Below are 15,500 nucleotides of genomic sequence, written 5' to 3'. Positions count from 1 at the left end.
CGGGAGGCCGAGATGCGCCGCAAGACCAGCCTGGTCCTGCTCGCCCTCGCCGTGTTCTTCGCGGCGCTGTCCCCGCTGCTGCGCTGGTACGCCTTCCCGCGCCTCGCCAAGATCCCCGCGAACCAGTACCAGGACATGGTCCTGGAGGCCAGGGGCGCGACCCTCATCGACTACGGCTCGATGACCGCGAAGAAGGTCTCCAAGGTCACCATCGTGCAGACCCTCAAGGGCAACGTGGAGGCCTCCGAGGCGATCGAGAAGACCGCCGGCAAGGACGTCGTCGTCTGGGACGGCCTGTCCTACGTCGTCGGGCCCGACGGAAAGATGGTCTCCAAGATCCCCGAGCGCTACATCTTCGACGCCCACACCCAGGACCCCGTCCACGCCCCCGGCGAGATGGTCGACGGCGACCCCGTCAAACGCGAGGGCATCGAGTTCAAGTGGCCCTTCCTCACCGAGAAACGGGACTACGAGTACTTCGACGCCCAGGCCCGCACCTCGGCCCCCATCCACTACAAGGGCACCCAGGACTTCCGCGGCCTCGACGTCTACTACTTCGAGCAGACCGTCCCCTGGACCAAGGTGCCCTTCCCGAAGACCATGCCGGTCCAGGGCATCACCCCCGCGTCCATCGCCAAGACCGGCACCACCCGCTGGTACACCACCGTCCGCAAGTTCTGGATCGAACCCCTCACCGGCGCCCCCGTCTACGGCGAGGAACTCCACAAGGAGGAACTGCGCGGCGGCACCCTGCTCGGCGGCCGCGACAAGGTGACGGTCTTCGCCGGTGACGTGAAGATGCGCGAGGACTACATCGAGCACACCGTCGACCTCGTCAAGTCGAACCGCACCCTCGTCCTGCTCATGACCTCCTACCTGCCGTGGGGCTTCCTGATCCTGGGCGTCCTGCTCCTGGCGCTGGCCCTGCTGCTCGAAGCCCGCGGCCGCCGCCCGGCCCCCGCGAAGGCCGACGAACCCGAACCGGTCACCGCCTGAGCCGCGCGGTGGTGTACCGCGTCGGCTCCGCGCCGGCCGGGTCCTCCGGCCACGGATGCTTCGGATACCGGCCGCGCAGCTCCGCCCGCACGCCCTTGTAGCCGTCCTTCCAGAACGAGGCGAGGTCAGCGGTGACCGCGGCGGGGCGCCCGGCGGGGGAGAGGAGATGGACCAGGAGGGGCACACCGGCGATCCGGGGCGACTCCTGCAACCCGAACATCTCCTGCAACTTCACCGCGAGGACGGGCTGTTCGGGGGTGCCGTAGTCGATCCGGATCCTGGACCCGCTCGGTACGGCGATCCGCTCGGGCGCCAGCTCGTCCAGCCGCGTGGCCTCGCCGGAGGCCCAGGGCAGGAGCCTTCGCAGGGTCTGCCCGGCGTCGATGCGCGCCAGGTCGGCCCGCCGCCGGGCCCGGCTCAGCTCGGGCTCCAGCCATTCGTCCACGCGCGCGTGCAGCGCGTCCTCGGAAACGTCCGGCCACGGGTCGCCGAGGTGGTGGCGCAGGAACGCCAGCCGCTGCCGCAGGACGTCCGCGTCGGACGTCCACCGCAGCAGCCGCAGCCCCTCCTGACGGAGCCCTTCGAGCAGGGCCTCGCGTACGAGGACGGGGTCGGCGTCCCTGAGCGGCCGTACCGCGAGCTCGATCGCCCCGAGCCGCTCCACCCGCCGCGCCACCACGTCCCCGTCGGCCCAGTGCACCTCCTGGCGCTCGGAGTGGAGGGAAGCCGCCGCCGACCGGGCGGTGTCCTCGTCGATCACGGCGGCGAGCTGCACACGCGCGTGGCCCTTGCCGACGGGCCGGTCCGCCACGGCCACGGCGATCCAGGGCGAGCCCCGCAGCGGCGAGCCGTCGGAGAGTTCGGCGCGGGTGCCGGAGGCCATGAGATAGGAGCCCGAGTCGGCCTTGGCGACCCGTTCGGGGAAAGCGAGCGCGGCGACGAGGCCGTCGTCGCCGGTGTCCGTGCGCGTGAACTCCTTCGACGCCGACCGCAGCCGCCGCACCTCCGTCCGCCACCGTCCCGCGTAGGCGTCACCGCCCCGCCGAGCGGTCCGCACGGCGGCCGCCAGGTCGTCGCCGTACTCCCGCGGCGGCTGCTCCGACAGCAGTGCGACCGTCTCGACGCCCGCGCCGGAGGTGTCCAGCAGGGCCCGTCCCAGCCGGGGATGCAGGCCCAGGCGAGCCAGCCGCGCCCCCCGCTCGGTCGCCCGTCCGTCCGCGTCCACCGCCCCCACGGCCGTCAGGACGTCCCGCGCGGCGGCCATCGCCCCGCCGGGTGGCGGATCCAGCAGAGCGAGGCCGGACGCGTCCGGATCGCCCCAGCAGGCCACCTGGAGCGCGAACGCCGTCAGGTCGGCCACCTTGATCTCCGGCGCCGGGAAACGCGGCAGCCGGGCGTCCTCGGCCTCCGCCCAGCACCGGTACACCGCACCCGGCGCCTCCCGCCCGGCCCGCCCCGCCCGCTGCCGCCCGGCGGCCTGCGAGGCCCGCACGGTCGCCAGCGCGCTCAACCCGCGCGCGTGGTCGACACGCGGCTCCCGGGCGAGCCCCGAGTCGACGACCACCCGCACCCCCGGCACGGTCAGGGACGACTCCGCCACGGCGGTCGCGAGTACCACCCGGCGCCGCTCCCCGCCCGCCAGCACCGCGTCCTGCACGGCCGCCGGCGCCCGCCCGTGCACCTGGAGCACCTCCACGTCACCGAGAGCCCCCAACTGGCCGGCCACACGCGCGACCTCGCCCACGCCCGGCAGGAAGCACAGCACGTCCCCCGACCGCTCGGCCAAAGCCCGCCGTACGACCGACGCCATGTGCGTGAGCAGCGCGGGATCGACCCGCATGCCGTGTGGCGGCCGTACCGGACGGGCGGGCGGTGCCCACACGACCTCCACCGGATGCGAGACGCCCTCCGCCTCGACCACGGGCGCGTCGCCCAGCAGCCGCGCCCACCCCTGCGCGTCGGTCGTCGCGGACGCGGCCACCAGCCTCAGCTCCGGCCGCAGGGCCTGCCGTACGTCCCACAGGAAGGCCGCCGTGGTGTCCGCGTCCAGATGCCGCTCGTGGCATTCGTCGAGCACCACCACGTCGACGCCGGTCAGCTCCTGGTCGCGCTGGAGCCGTTGGAGCAGCACACCCGTCGTGACGACCTCCACGCGCGTGTGCGCTCCGACCACCCGCTCGCCGCGCACGGTGTAGCCGACGCTCGCGCCGACCTTCTCGCCCAGCAACCACGCCATCCGGCGGGCGGCCGCGCGGGCGGCGATCCGGCGGGGCTCGGCGACGACGACCCTCCGCGCGGGTGCGCCGGAGTCCAGCAGTCCCGCGAGCACCAGCGGCACGAGGGTCGTCTTGCCGGTGCCGGGCGGTGCCACGAGGACGGCCGTGCCGTGGCCTTCCAGGGCCTCGCCGAGCGCGGGCAGAGCACTGCGTACGGGAAGGGCGTCCAGGGCGTCGTAACGGATCACGCCCCTAGTGTCGTACGGCCGCCCGGACACCCTGGTGGGTCAGTCCCGTTCGCACACGAAGATCGCCGAGCCCGGGATCAGGTTGCCGCGCAGCGGGGACCAGCCGCCCCACTCCGAGGTGTTCCAGGCCGGCCACTCCGGCTCCACCAGGTCGACCAGGCGGAAGCCGCCGGCGACCACGTCACGGACCCGGTCGCCGATCGTGCGGTGGTGCTCCACGTAGACGGCGCGGCCCTCGTCGTCCTGTTCGACGTAGGGCGTGCGGTCGAAGTAGGAGGCGGAGACGGACAGGCCCTCGGGGCCCGGCTCGTCGGGGAAGGCCCAGCGGATCGGGTGCGTCACCGAGAAGACGAAGCGGCCGCCGGGGCGCAGCACGCGGCGCACCTCCTTCAGGACCAGCACCGGGTCGGCGACGAACGGCAGGGCGCCGTACGCCGAGCACGCCAGGTCGAAGGAACCGTCCGCGAAGGGCAGCGCGCCCGCGTCGGCGCACACCAGGGGGAAGGACGCACCGATGCGCAGGGCGTGCTGGAGCTGGCGGTGGGAGATGTCGAGGGCGACGGGGCGTGCACCCTGCGCGGCCAGCCACCGCGCGCACTGGGCCGCGCCGGCGCCGATCTCCAGGACGTCCCTGCCCTTGAGGTCCTCGGGCGGGCCCAGCAACTCGGCCTCCACCTCGTCGAGGCCCTCGGGGCCCCACACGAAGCGGTCGTCGCCGAGGAAGGTGCCGTGCTCGACCTGGTACTCGTCCGCGTTGCGGTCCCACCAGCCGCGGTTGGCCCGGGCACTCTCGGTGACGTCCGCGTCACGCCGGGTGGCCTGCGACTCCGCGTCCGGGCCGGACTCCTGCTGGTGTGATGCGGGCTCTTGGATGATCGGCTCCCTCGTATTAGTCTGCGGGCTCTTCCGTCCGACCTGTCGGACGGGGCGTCGCGGCGGCCGTCGTAAATGGGGCGCCGTCACGCGCGCGTGGCCTCGTGAGACAGGTTTTGTGCCGGGTATGCGGCGATCCGCCCCGGGTGTGCGCCTTCGCGCATTGACCCTGTCCGGCTGCCCCCGTATGCTACAAGTTGCGCTGCGGGCCTGCGCTCCTCAGACGTAGCAGGCTGCGCTCGCATCTGTTGTATGTCCCCTCGGTTGTCGAGGCGCCACCAGAGCTTTCTCGGTGTGGCGCTTCCTTGGCTGTCCGGCTTCTTCAGTGCGAAACGGGCTCCCGGCGTAAGCAGTACCTACGACTCACTGTCCGTACCGGAGCCCTTTCCCACATGACGAGCAGCACCGAGACCACCTCTACCACTCCGCAGGTAGCGGTCAACGACATCGGTAACGAGGAAGCCTTCCTCGCCGCGATCGACGAGACGATCAAGTACTTCAACGACGGCGACATCGTCGACGGCGTCATCGTGAAGGTCGACCGGGACGAGGTCCTGCTCGACATCGGTTACAAGACCGAAGGTGTCATCCCGAGCCGCGAGCTCTCGATCAAGCACGACGTCGACCCCAACGAGGTCGTCGCCGTCGGTGACGAGATCGAAGCCCTTGTTCTCCAGAAGGAGGACAAGGAAGGCCGCCTGATCCTCTCGAAGAAGCGCGCCCAGTACGAGCGCGCCTGGGGCACCATCGAGAAGATCAAGGAAGAGGACGGCATCGTCACCGGTACCGTCATCGAGGTCGTCAAGGGTGGTCTCATCCTCGACATCGGCCTCCGTGGCTTCCTGCCGGCCTCCCTCGTCGAGATGCGCCGAGTCCGTGACCTCCAGCCCTACGTGGGCAAGGAGCTCGAGGCGAAGATCATCGAGCTGGACAAGAACCGCAACAACGTGGTCCTGTCCCGCCGCGCCTGGCTCGAGCAGACCCAGTCCGAGGTCCGCCAGACGTTCCTCACGACCCTCCAGAAGGGTCAGGTCCGCTCCGGCGTCGTCTCCTCGATCGTCAACTTCGGTGCCTTCGTGGACCTGGGTGGCGTCGACGGTCTGGTGCACGTCTCCGAGCTCTCCTGGAAGCACATCGACCACCCCTCCGAGGTTGTCGAGGTCGGCCAGGAAGTCACCGTCGAGGTCCTCGACGTCGACATGGACCGCGAGCGTGTCTCCCTGTCGCTGAAGGCGACCCAGGAAGACCCGTGGCAGCAGTTCGCCCGCACGCACCAGATCGGCCAGGTCGTGCCCGGCAAGGTCACGAAGCTGGTTCCGTTCGGTGCGTTCGTCCGCGTGGACGAGGGCATCGAGGGTCTGGTCCACATCTCCGAGCTGGCCGAGCGCCACGTGGAGATCCCGGAGCAGGTCGTCCAGGTCAACGACGAGATCTTCGTCAAGGTCATCGACATCGACCTCGAGCGTCGTCGCATCAGCCTCTCGCTGAAGCAGGCCAACGAGGCCTTCGGTTCCGACCCGGCCTCGGTCGAGTTCGACCCGACGCTGTACGGCATGGCCGCGTCGTACGACGACCAGGGCAACTACATCTACCCCGAGGGCTTCGACCCCGAGACCAACGACTGGCTCGAGGGCTACGAGTCCCAGCGTGAGGTGTGGGAGAACCAGTACGCCGAGGCGCAGACCCGCTTCGAGCAGCACCAGCAGCAGGTCATCAAGTCCCGCGAGGCCGACGCCGCTGCCGCGGCCGAGGGCGGCGACGCTGCCGGTGCGGCTCCGGTCGCGGGTGGTGGCGGTGGCGGTTCGTACTCCTCCGAGGGTGCGGACACCTCCGGTGCGCTGGCGTCGGACGAGGCGCTTGCCGCGCTGCGGGAGAAGCTGGCTGGTGGGCAGAGCTGACGCCCACTGAGCTGTAGCTCTTGACTGAGGGACCGTACCTTTCGGGGTGCGGTCCCTCGGTGTTTTGTCTGCGGGCCGGTGGGGGCTGGTCGCGCAGTTCCCCGCGCCCCTGGGGAGTTGATGCCGCGCTTGGTCATGAAAAGCCGTGAAGAGATGGGCTGATCAGGGCCCCGGATGGGAATGCCGCTGTTCCAGGGCGTGTTGTGCTGTATGAACACGAGGAGGAGCGGTCACTGTGCTTGATCCGCAGGGTTTGTACGCATGGGAGCCCAAGGGCCTCGCCGTCGTCGACATGGCGCTCGCCCAGGAGTCGGCCGGACTGGTCATGCTCTACCACTTCGACGGATACATCGACGCGGGCGAGACCGGCGACCAGATCGTCGACCGGCTGCTCGACTCGCTGCCGAACCAGGTCGTGGCGCGGTTCGACCACGACCGGCTCGTGGACTACCGCGCCCGCCGTCCGCTGCTCACCTTCAAGCGCGACCGCTGGACGGACTACGAGGAGCCCACGCTCGATGTGCGGCTCGTCCAGGACGCCACCGGAGCGCCGTTCCTGCTGCTGTCGGGCCCGGAGCCGGACGTGGAGTGGGAGCGCTTCGCCGCGGCCGTCCAGCAGATCGTGGAACGGCTCGGCGTCCGGCTGTCGGTGAACTTCCACGGCATCCCCATGGGCGTCCCGCACACCCGCCCCGTGGGCCTCACCCCGCACGGCAACCGCCACGACCTCGTCCCTGGCCACCGCAGTCCCTTCGAGGAGGCGCAGGTGCCCGGCAGCGCCGAGGCGCTGGTCGAGTACCGGCTCATGGAGGCCGGTCACGACGTCCTGGGCGTCGCGGCGCACGTCCCGCACTACATCGCCCGTTCGCCCTACCCGGACGCCGCCCTGACCGTCCTGGAGGCCATCACCGCCGCCACCGGCATGGTCCTGCCCGGCATCGCCCACGCCCTGCGCACCGACGCCCACCGCACCCAGACCGAGATCGACCGCCAGATCCAGGAGGGCGACGAGGACCTCGTGGCCCTGGTCCAGGGGCTGGAGCACCAGTACGACGCGGCGGCCGGCGCGGAGAGCAGGGGCAACATGCTCGCCGAGCCCGTGGAGATTCCGTCGGCGGACGAGATCGGGATGGAGTTCGAGCGCTTCCTGGCGGAACGAGAAGGCGACAACTGACGCGCGCGGAGCGTCTAGGCTTCCCGACATGCTGAAGGTGGGCCTGACCGGCGGTATCGGCGCCGGCAAGAGTGAGGTGTCCAGGCTCCTCGTGGAGCACGGCGCCGTCCTGATCGACGCGGACCGCATCGCGCGCGAGGTCGTCGCGCCGGGCACGCCCGGCCTCGCCGCGGTCGTGGACGCCTTCGGCGAGGACGTACTCGCCGCGGACGGCGGCCTCGACCGCCCCAAGCTGGGCTCCATCGTCTTCGCCGACCCGGACCGGCTCGCCGTACTGAACTCGATCGTGCATCCCCTGGTGGGCGCCCGCTCCCGCGAGCTCGAGTCGGCCGCCGCCGAGGACGCCGTCGTCGTCCACGACGTCCCGCTCCTCACCGAGAACGCCCTCGCGCCGCTCTACGACCTGGTCGTGGTCGTCGACGCGAGCCCCGAGACCCAGCTCGACCGACTCGTCCGGCTGCGCGGCATGACCGAACAGGACGCACGCGCGCGTATGGCCGCCCAGGCGACCCGCGAGAAGCGCCTGGAGATCGCGGACATCGTGATCGACAACGACGTGCCCCTGGACGATCTGCGGCAACGCGTGCGGGACGTATGGGGTGATCTCGTGCGGCGAGCGCGGGCGTCCCAGGAATAGCGTCCCGGGGTCCGGGCGTTGAACCCTTCCAGTGAGGGAAGGACTTTGCCGTGCCCGAGACCAGCGGATCGACCGGACGTACTCCCGAGACGCATGTCATCGACTACCGCGCGGCCGAGCAGTTGCTCTCCGCGCGGGACCCGCGGGGCGCGGTGAAGCTGCTCGACTCCGTCATCGCCGCCCACCCCGAGAACACCGCGGCCCGGCTGCTGCGCGCGCGGGCCTTCTTCGCCGCCGCGCAACTGCGGCCCGCCGAGCTGGAGTTCACCATCGTCCTGGAGCGCGAGCCGGACAACGCCTTCGCCCACTTCGCGCTCGCCCGCACCTATGAGCGGCAGGGACGGCCCGACCAGGCCAGGCGGCACTTCCGGCTGGCGGCCGCGCTGGACCCCAACCCGGAGTTCCTGAAGGCGGCCCGGTTCGACGACTGACGGCCGCCTCGGCGTGCCGCGGCTACCGGGGGCGGTTCTCCGGCGGCCGGTACGGCGGGATGTCGGGGCCCGGCTGGTAGTGCGGGCCCTGACGGATGTGCCGGAGGATCATCGTCGTGTCGACGGTGATCACCAGCCAGAGCACCCCGCAGACGATGGCCCACCCGGGGCGGCCCGCCAGCGCGAACGCGACCGTGCCGAAGACCGCCCAGACCAGCCCCCACACGCTCAGCCAGAACCGCGCCCGCAGTGCACTGCGCGCTGTCGTCGGCTCACTGCCCGTACGCATCGGGATCACCACTCCTCCCTTGCAACGTACTCTTCGGAACGGACGTTGACCAAGGGCCGCAGAGGGGGTCACCGCGTGCTTCCGGACGCCGATGAACTGGCCGAGGTGCTGGTCGAGCTCGCCGTACCGCACGAGGACGTCAACGAACTCGTGCGGATGGGCCGCCGGGTCATGGACGACCCGGAACTGCGGCGGTTCCTGGAACACTCCGTCGACGAACTGGTCCGGGACATGGGGAGGGCCGACGACCCGGTCGTCCTGCCCGAACTCGACTGGCCGGCCGGTGCCCTCCAACGCTGTTTCCCCGCCTACGTGTTCGTCGCGGCGCTGCCCCACACGCGCGCGTACCACCGCTCACGCGGCATCCCGGACGAGGTGTCCCGGCGCACCCTCGCCGACCTCGGACGGAACATGGCCGTGCACCGCAGGCGGTACGGCAGGGCGGGCGTGCAGTCACCGCGCTGGCTGACCCGGCACTCGCGGGGCGAGCTGTACCAGTTGGGGCGACTCCAGTTCGAGCGGACCCGGTACGGGCCGTGGAACAGCAGGACGCTCGCGGCGGCCGGACTGGACCTCGCTCCCGGCACACCCTGTCTGAACCTGCACATCCCCGACTTCCTCGGGCCGCTGTCACCGGAGGCCTGCGACCGCTCGCTGGCCCTGGCCGCCGGGTTCTTCGCCCGGCACTTCGCGGACGAGCCGTACCGTGCCGCGCTGTGTCATTCCTGGCTGCTCGACCCGCAGTTGCGGGAGTACCTGCCCGCGGACTCCAACATCGTCCGTTTCCAGGAGCGTTTCCGGCGGGCGCCCGAGGATCCGGTCCCGGAGGACACCGAGCCGGTGCAGTTCGTGTTCGGCGACCCGGAGCTGGCGGTGGAGAGGCTGCCGCGGCGGACGGCGCTGGAGCGGGCCGTGGGCGACCACCTGCGGGGCGGGGGGCACTGGTACATCGGGCACGGCTGGTTCGCCCTGTAGCTCGGACGGGTGAACATGCGCGGCTCGGGAACGGCCGTGCGGACACCGGCCGTTGGACGGGCATGGAGCTCACGGACGAGCGCGACATCAGGGAGGGGGAAATCGGTCGCGTGCGGGCGATGAGTTCGGCGGCGGGTGCGGGTCTACCTCCGTGACAGCACCACGGACCGCTTCCCACAGGAGACCCCGATGTCCGAGACCACCGCCCCCGTCACCCGCACCGCTGCTTCCGCCGGCGCGTCCCCTGTCATCGCGGAGTCCCCGACCGCCCGCGGCCGCCGGGCCCGGATCGCCCTGCGCACGCTTCAGGTCGTGCTCGCCCTCTTCTACGTGATCGCCAGCGCGCTCCCCAAGCTGATCGCGCACCCCTCGGCCGCCGAGGGCTTCGACAAGATGGGCTGGGGCAGCGCCGGCATGTACACCATCGGCGTGCTCGAACTGGCGGGAGGGATCGCCCTGTTGATCCCGGTGCTGCAGTCGGTGGCGGCGGTCGCCTTGAGCGGGCTCATGGTCGGCGCGTTCGTCGTCCAGCTCACCTACTTCGACGGGGAGAACGCGGCGACTCCGCTCATCCTGATCATCCCGCTCGCCCTGATCGCCTGGGCCCGACGAGGGCACAACGCGGACCTGCTGCGGCTGGTGCGACGAGAGGCGTGAGGAAAGCGGCCCACGGTCGCTGCGCTGAGGCCGGTGCCCTGCCCTTCGGGGAGGGGGCCGGCCTCAGCGTGGTGACTGACGGGGGTCGCGTTCGGGGTCTGGGTCTGGGGCTGGGACGGCGTCCGTGGCCCGGGTGCGGGGCCGCCGGATGGCGAGTGCGGGGTGCGGCCGTTGCTCGGGCGTTCGGCTCAGCGCGAGCGTCCGCTTCTGCCCGCGTTCCCGCCCTTGTCCGAGCGGCGGGGCCGGTCCGAACGGCGTGCCTTGCCCGAGTCGCCTGGCGCGTCTGAGCCGACCGCGCCCTCCGGGCCGCCGTCGGATCCGCTCAAGCCGCTGGTTCCGCCGGGTCCGCTCGGGCCGCCGAAGCGGGTGCGGCGGTTGCCTTCCGTGAGGCCGCGCAGGCGTTCCAGTTCGCGACGGTCGCGCTTGGTCGGGCGGCCGGCGCCGCGGTCGCGGATACCGGCGGGGGCTACGGCCGCGCGGGGCGGGGGCGGGGGAGAGTTGTCGACGTAGCACTGGGCGGCCACGGGGGCACCGACCCGCTTGCGGATCAGACGCTTGACGATGACGATCCGCTCCCGGCTCTCCTGACGGACGCGCACCTCGTCGCCGACGCGCAGGGAATGGGCGGGCTTCACCCGCTCGCCGTTCACATGCACATGCCCGCCCCGGCACGCGGTGGCTCCCGCGGAACGGGTCTTGACCAGCCGCACGGACCAGATCCAGCTGTCGGTGCGCACGGTCTCGCCGTTCTGCGGCCCGGCGGCCTCCGCGGCGGCGACGGCGGCGGCGATCTTCGGGTCCGGCTCCTCGGGGACCGGGGCACCGGGAGTCGTGGCGCCCGGAGCCGTGGGGTCCGGGTCGGCGACCTCGGCGCCGGGACCACCGGCCGGCACGTCGGCCCGACCCGTCCCACCGGTCCCGTTGTCGTCCGTACGTTCCACAGCCATGGATCCGACCTTAGTACCCGGGACCGTGCCCCCCGGGGGTTTTTCCGGACGGTGGGCACCGCCATCCCGGCCACCACCACCTCGGCGACCTGCCCGTACCGTGGACCCATGGACGCCTTGGCCGATCTCGACCGCCGGATCTCGGGCTGTCGTGCCTGCCCGCGGTTGGTCGACTGGCGGGAGGAGGTGGCCCGCACCAAGCGCGCCGCGTTCGCCGACTGGACGTACTGGGGGCGGCCGGTGCCCGGCTTCGGCCCGGCGGACGCGCGGATGCTGATCGTCGGGCTCGCTCCGGCCGCGCACGGCGGGAACCGTACCGGGCGGATGTTCACCGGCGACCGTTCCGGGGACGTGCTGTACCAGGCGCTCCACGACATCGGGCTCGCCTCGCAGCCGACCGCCGTGACCGCGGACGACGGACTGGAACTGTACGGCGTACGGGTCACCTCGCCCGTGCACTGCGCGCCGCCCGCCAACAAACCCACCCCCGGCGAGCGCGACACCTGCCGACCCTGGCTGGTCCAGGAGCTGAACCTGCTGCGGCCCACGCTCCGTACCGTGGTCGTGCTCGGAGCCTTCGGCTGGCAGGCCGCGCTGCCCGCGTTCGCGGAGGCGGGCTGGAGCGTGCCCCGGCCACGGCCCGCCTTCGGACACGGGGTTCGCGTCCCGCTCGACGGACTCGAACTCTTCGGCTGCTTCCACGTCAGCCAGCGCAACACCTTCACCGGCAAGCTCACGCCCGAGATGCTGCGGGACGTCCTCAGCGCGGCGGCCGAGGCGGCGGGGCTCCAGGGGCGTGGCCGTACCGCGTGAAAAGGGCGCGACGAGGCCGCCGTACGACGGTTAGCGTCGCCGGATGCCCCTCTACCCGGAGATCGAACCGTACGACCACGGCATGCTCGACGTCGGCGACGGCAACCGCGTGTACTGGGAGACCTGCGGGAACCCGGACGGCAAGCCGGCGGTGGTGCTGCACGGGGGGCCGGGGTCCGGCTGCTCGCCGTGGGCACGTCGGCTGTTCGACCCCGCCGCGTACCGGATCGTGCTGCTCGACCAGCGGGGCGCCGGGCGGTCGATCCCGCACGCGAGCGTGTACGACACCGACATGAGCGTCAACACGACCCCGCACCTCATCGCGGACCTGGAGCTGCTGCGCCGGCATCTGGGGATCGAGCGGTGGCTGGTGTGGGGCGTGTCGTTCGGGTCGGTGCTCGGGCTGCGGTACGCGCAGACGCATCCGGACGCGGTGACGGAGATGGTGCTGACCGGGGTCGCGACCGGCTCCAATCCCGAAGTGGCCTTGCTGACCAGGGGCCTTGGGAAGATGTTCCCGGAGGCGTTCGAGCGGTTCGTGGGGGCGTTGCCCGTCGGGGAGCGGTCCGGGAATCTCGCCGCCGCCTACAACCGGTTGCTCGAATCGCCCGATCCCGAGGTGCGGGCGCGGGCGGCGCGGGCGTGGACCGACTGGGAGACCGCGATCGAGCCGGCGCCGCCGCGATCGGTGCCACGGTACGAGGACCCGGTGTTCCGCCTGGGTTTCGCCCGGACCGTCACCCACTACTGGGGCAACGACCACTTCCTGGGCGAGGGCAACGACGAGGGTGTCGTCCTGCGTGACGCGCCCTTGCTGAAGGACATCCCCGGCACTCTGGTCCAGGGCAGCCTCGACCTCGGCAACCTTCTCGGAACCGTCTGGCGGCTCCATCACGCGTGGCCGGGCAGCGAGTTGACGGTGATCGACGAGGGCGGCCACAACGCCGGGGAGCGGGGTACGGCCGCGATGGTGGCGGCACTCGACAAGTACGCCCGCCGATCGGCCCGTCAGCCGATCCCTCCGAGGTCCCCGAACAACTGCCGTACCGTCGACTCGTAGTTGGTGCGCACGTGCGCGAGGGCGTGCGTGCGGGCCCGGTCCGGGTCGCCCGAGGCGATCGCGTCGAACAAGTCACGGTGTTCGACGAGGAGTTGGGGCCACTCCTCGTTGCGCCGGGTCATCCAGCGCAGCCGTCCCGCAACCGGTTCCAGGGCCTCGACCAGCAGGCTGTTGCGGGCCATCGCCACGATGCTGTCGTGCAGACGGCTGTTGACGTCGGTGATGGTCTCCGCGTCGCCCGCCTCGGTCGCCGTCGCCGCGAGGTCGAGGAGCCGCTCCACCTCGGCGAGGTCCTCCGGGGTCGCCCGGGTCGCGGCGAGACCGGCGGCGTACACCTCCAGTGCCTCGCGCAGTTCGAAGAGTTCCTTGACGTCGTTCGGGGTCAGCCGCCGTACGACCGTGCGGCGGGGCGTCTCGAAGTGGACGAAGCCCTCGGCGACCAGCGCGCGGATCGCCTCGCGGACCGGCACCCGGGAAACCCCGAAGCGGTCGGCGAGCTCCCGCTCGACCAACCGGTCGCCCGGCCGCAGTTCGCCGGCGATGATCTCCTGCCGCAGGGTGGCCAGGACGCGTTCGCGGACGGCGCCGAGGGGCTCGGTGTTCGTCGTGGAGCTCATGGAGCCATCTTCTCCGACGTCGGAGCCGTCGTTGGCGCCGGAGCTGTTTTACGGAGCCTTGCTGTTTTACGGAGCCTTAACGAACGCGACATCGGTCGGAACTCTTGACGGCGGGACCATGGCGGCAGTTTGGTATACCAAAACCGGATGCCAGGCGGCCGCCCTCCTCCTGTCCCTCCCGTCCCTGGAGGCTCTGTGTCCCTCGCCGACCGTGCCGAAGTCACCGGCACACCAGCGTTCGTCCCCGATCCCCGGCTCACCAACGAAGACCTGGCCCCCGCCGGCAAGCGCAACTGGAAGGTCTTCGACCTCTTCGCCATGTGGATGTCCGACGTCCACAACCTGGGCAACTACACCTTCGCGGCCGGTCTGCTGGTCCTCGGCATGAACGTGTGGCAGGTCTTCACCTCCCTGCTCGTCGGCTTCGTGCTCATCTACGTCGGCATGAACTGGATGGGGAAGATCGGCCAGCGCTACGGCGTGCCGTTCCCCGTGGTCAGCCGCATCAGCTTCGGGGTGTGGGGCGCCAACATCCCGGCCCTCATCCGGGCCGTGATCGCCATCATGTGGTACGGCATCCAGACCTACCTCGCCTCCGTCGCGGTCAACGTGATGCTGCTGGCCGCCTGGCCGGGCCTGGAGTCCTGGACGCACAGCTCCTTCCTCGGCCTCGACGCGCTCGGCTGGGTCTCCTTCCTGTCGCTGTGGCTGATCCAGGCACTGATCATCAGCCAGGGCATGGAGTCGGTACGGAAGTTCCAGGACTTCTGCGGGCCGGCGATCTGGCTGGTCATGATCGCCCTCGCGGTGTGGGTGCTGGCCAAGGCCGGCTGGAGCATCTCGCTCACCACCACCCCGCACCCGGTCTCGGTCGGCGAGCAGTGGCGGCAGTGGTTCGGCGCGATCGGCCTGATCCTCGCCACCTACGGCACGCTGATGCTCAACTTCTGCGACTTCTCCCGCTTCGCGCCCGACTACAAGACGGTCCGCCGCGGCAACTTCTGGGGCCTGCCCATCAACTCCACGGCCTTCGTGGTCGTCTCCGTGATCGTCACCGCGGGCTCCCTCGAGGTCTGGGGCCAGGCCATCACCGACCCGGCCGAACTGGTCGCCAAGGTCGGCAACACCTGGGTCATGGTCCTGGGCGCGCTCACCTTCGCCATCGCCACCATGGGCGTCAACATCGTCGCCAACTTCGTCTCACCGGCGTACGACCTCGCCAACGTCTGGCCGCAGAAGATCACCTTCAAGGTAGGCGGCATGATCAGCACGGTGGCGGCCCTGGTCGTGACCCCGTGGAACCTCTTCTCCAACCCCACGGTCGTCAACTACTTCCTCGGCGGCCTCGGCGCCTTCCTCGGACCGCTGTTCGGCGTGATCATGCTCGACTACTACTGGGTCAAGAAGGGCCGCGTGGACGTCGACGAGCTGTTCAAGGCCGAGCCCGGCTCCCGCTACTACTACCGCAAGGGCGTCAACCCCAAGGCCCTGTGGGCGTTCCTGCCCGCGGCCGCCGTCGCCGGTGTCCTCGCCCTGGTGAAGGCGTTCAGCGACGTGGCCCCGTACTCCTGGTTCATCGGTACGGCCCTCGCGGCCGGCCTGTACGCGCTGCTGACCCGGAACGAGCGAGCCGCTCGTGGGGTCCCCGAGGCCGTGGAGGTCCGATAAA

The 15,500-nt window shown here is 71.2% G+C and carries 15 protein-coding genes; 10 read left to right on the top strand and 5 right to left on the bottom strand.

The features are described from left to right. Positions 1–12: 12 nt before the first annotated feature. Complete coding sequence (locus tag ABZ098_RS01335; RefSeq protein WP_356586037.1) at positions 13–996, top strand: DUF3068 domain-containing protein; 984 nt, start codon at positions 13–15, stop codon at positions 994–996. Here ABZ098_RS01335 and hrpB read toward each other — a convergent pair. Together hrpB and ABZ098_RS01325 are read right to left on the bottom strand one after the other, a co-directional pair. Then, positions 986–3,460 (bottom strand): ATP-dependent helicase HrpB, encoded by a 2,475-nt coding sequence (gene hrpB, locus ABZ098_RS01330; RefSeq protein ID WP_356586036.1) that lies wholly within the window; start codon positions 3,458–3,460, stop codon positions 986–988. The two genes, ABZ098_RS01335 and hrpB, sit on opposite strands and share 11 nt — an antisense overlap. Positions 3,461–3,499: 39 nt before the next feature. Beyond that, entirely contained in the window at positions 3,500–4,423 is a 924-nt protein-coding gene (locus ABZ098_RS01325; RefSeq protein WP_356586034.1) for a class I SAM-dependent methyltransferase, read from the bottom strand. A 302-nt stretch (positions 4,424–4,725) separates the two neighbouring features. On the opposite strand from ABZ098_RS01325, the gene rpsA reads away from it, so the two are divergent. From rpsA to ABZ098_RS01305, 4 genes are all read left to right on the top strand, one after another. Then, the gene (gene rpsA, locus ABZ098_RS01320) at positions 4,726–6,231 is read left to right on the top strand and encodes a 30S ribosomal protein S1 (protein ID WP_356586032.1); all 1,506 of its coding nucleotides are present in this window, start codon (positions 4,726–4,728) and stop codon (positions 6,229–6,231) included. 235 nt (positions 6,232–6,466) lie between these two features. Next, entirely contained in the window at positions 6,467–7,405 is a 939-nt protein-coding gene (locus ABZ098_RS01315) for a PAC2 family protein (protein ID WP_356586030.1), read from the top strand. Between the two features lie 28 nt (positions 7,406–7,433). Continuing rightward, the gene (gene coaE, locus ABZ098_RS01310; RefSeq protein WP_356586028.1) at positions 7,434–8,042 is read left to right on the top strand and encodes a dephospho-CoA kinase; all 609 of its coding nucleotides are present in this window, start codon (positions 7,434–7,436) and stop codon (positions 8,040–8,042) included. A gap of 50 nt (positions 8,043–8,092) precedes the next feature. After that, on the top strand, positions 8,093–8,473 hold the full coding sequence (locus tag ABZ098_RS01305) for a tetratricopeptide repeat protein (RefSeq protein ID WP_356586026.1): 381 nt from the start codon (positions 8,093–8,095) through the stop codon (positions 8,471–8,473). A gap of 22 nt (positions 8,474–8,495) precedes the next feature. On the opposite strand, the gene ABZ098_RS01300 is transcribed toward ABZ098_RS01305, so the two are convergent. Continuing rightward, on the bottom strand, positions 8,496–8,762 hold the full coding sequence (locus ABZ098_RS01300; RefSeq protein WP_356586024.1) for a DUF6343 family protein: 267 nt from the start codon (positions 8,760–8,762) through the stop codon (positions 8,496–8,498). Positions 8,763–8,837: 75 nt separating this feature from the next. Between ABZ098_RS01300 and ABZ098_RS01295 the strand changes: the two genes are divergently transcribed. Further along, the gene (locus ABZ098_RS01295; RefSeq protein WP_356586022.1) at positions 8,838–9,737 is read left to right on the top strand and encodes an acyltransferase domain-containing protein; all 900 of its coding nucleotides are present in this window, start codon (positions 8,838–8,840) and stop codon (positions 9,735–9,737) included. Between the two features lie 189 nt (positions 9,738–9,926). Further along, positions 9,927–10,394 carry a DoxX family protein gene (locus tag ABZ098_RS01290; RefSeq protein ID WP_356586020.1) on the top strand — a complete coding sequence of 156 codons (468 nt, stop codon included), beginning with the start codon at positions 9,927–9,929 and terminating at the stop codon, positions 10,392–10,394. Between the two features lie 188 nt (positions 10,395–10,582). Here the strand turns inward: ABZ098_RS01290 and ABZ098_RS01285 are convergent, their stop codons facing one another. Further along, positions 10,583–11,341 (bottom strand): RNA-binding S4 domain-containing protein, encoded by a 759-nt coding sequence (locus tag ABZ098_RS01285; RefSeq protein WP_356586018.1) that lies wholly within the window; start codon positions 11,339–11,341, stop codon positions 10,583–10,585. Positions 11,342–11,449: 108 nt separating this feature from the next. Here ABZ098_RS01285 and ABZ098_RS01280 point away from each other — a divergent pair, with 108 nt between their 5' ends. Next, the gene (locus ABZ098_RS01280) at positions 11,450–12,154 is read left to right on the top strand and encodes a uracil-DNA glycosylase (protein WP_356586016.1); all 705 of its coding nucleotides are present in this window, start codon (positions 11,450–11,452) and stop codon (positions 12,152–12,154) included. Between the two features lie 43 nt (positions 12,155–12,197). Further along, the gene (pip, locus tag ABZ098_RS01275; protein ID WP_356586014.1) at positions 12,198–13,214 is read left to right on the top strand and encodes a prolyl aminopeptidase; all 1,017 of its coding nucleotides are present in this window, start codon (positions 12,198–12,200) and stop codon (positions 13,212–13,214) included. On the opposite strand, the gene ABZ098_RS01270 is transcribed toward pip, so the two are convergent. Next, positions 13,163–13,831 carry a GntR family transcriptional regulator gene (locus tag ABZ098_RS01270; RefSeq protein ID WP_356586012.1) on the bottom strand — a complete coding sequence of 223 codons (669 nt, stop codon included), beginning with the start codon at positions 13,829–13,831 and terminating at the stop codon, positions 13,163–13,165. The two genes, pip and ABZ098_RS01270, sit on opposite strands and share 52 nt — an antisense overlap. A gap of 195 nt (positions 13,832–14,026) precedes the next feature. Here ABZ098_RS01270 and ABZ098_RS01265 point away from each other — a divergent pair, with 195 nt between their 5' ends. Further along, complete coding sequence (locus tag ABZ098_RS01265; RefSeq protein ID WP_356586010.1) at positions 14,027–15,499, top strand: NCS1 family nucleobase:cation symporter-1; 1,473 nt, start codon at positions 14,027–14,029, stop codon at positions 15,497–15,499. Position 15,500: the final 1 nt, after the last annotated feature.

It is taken from the genome of Streptomyces sp. NPDC006335, assembly GCF_040612795.1.
Taxonomy (GTDB): domain Bacteria; phylum Actinomycetota; class Actinomycetes; order Streptomycetales; family Streptomycetaceae; genus Streptomyces.
This window is presented reverse-complemented; position numbering and strand designations above follow the sequence as displayed.

What these genes read in the sequence shown, in the direction of transcription:
- ABZ098_RS01335 (WP_356586037.1), top strand. Translation starts at nt 13, where the DNA reads ATGCGCCGCAAGACCAGCCTGGTCCTGCTCGCCCTCGCCGTGTTCTTC.
- rpsA (WP_356586032.1), top strand. Translation starts at nt 4,726, where the DNA reads ATGACGAGCAGCACCGAGACCACCTCTACCACTCCGCAGGTAGCGGTC.
- coaE (WP_356586028.1), top strand. Translation starts at nt 7,434, where the DNA reads ATGCTGAAGGTGGGCCTGACCGGCGGTATCGGCGCCGGCAAGAGTGAG.
- ABZ098_RS01300 (WP_356586024.1), bottom strand. Translation starts at nt 8,762, where the DNA reads ATGCGTACGGGCAGTGAGCCGACGACAGCGCGCAGTGCACTGCGGGCG.
- ABZ098_RS01290 (WP_356586020.1), top strand. Translation starts at nt 9,927, where the DNA reads ATGTCCGAGACCACCGCCCCCGTCACCCGCACCGCTGCTTCCGCCGGC.
- ABZ098_RS01285 (WP_356586018.1), bottom strand. Translation starts at nt 11,341, where the DNA reads ATGGCTGTGGAACGTACGGACGACAACGGGACCGGTGGGACGGGTCGG.
- ABZ098_RS01280 (WP_356586016.1), top strand. Translation starts at nt 11,450, where the DNA reads ATGGACGCCTTGGCCGATCTCGACCGCCGGATCTCGGGCTGTCGTGCC.
- pip (WP_356586014.1), top strand. Translation starts at nt 12,198, where the DNA reads ATGCCCCTCTACCCGGAGATCGAACCGTACGACCACGGCATGCTCGAC.
- ABZ098_RS01270 (WP_356586012.1), bottom strand. Translation starts at nt 13,831, where the DNA reads ATGAGCTCCACGACGAACACCGAGCCCCTCGGCGCCGTCCGCGAACGC.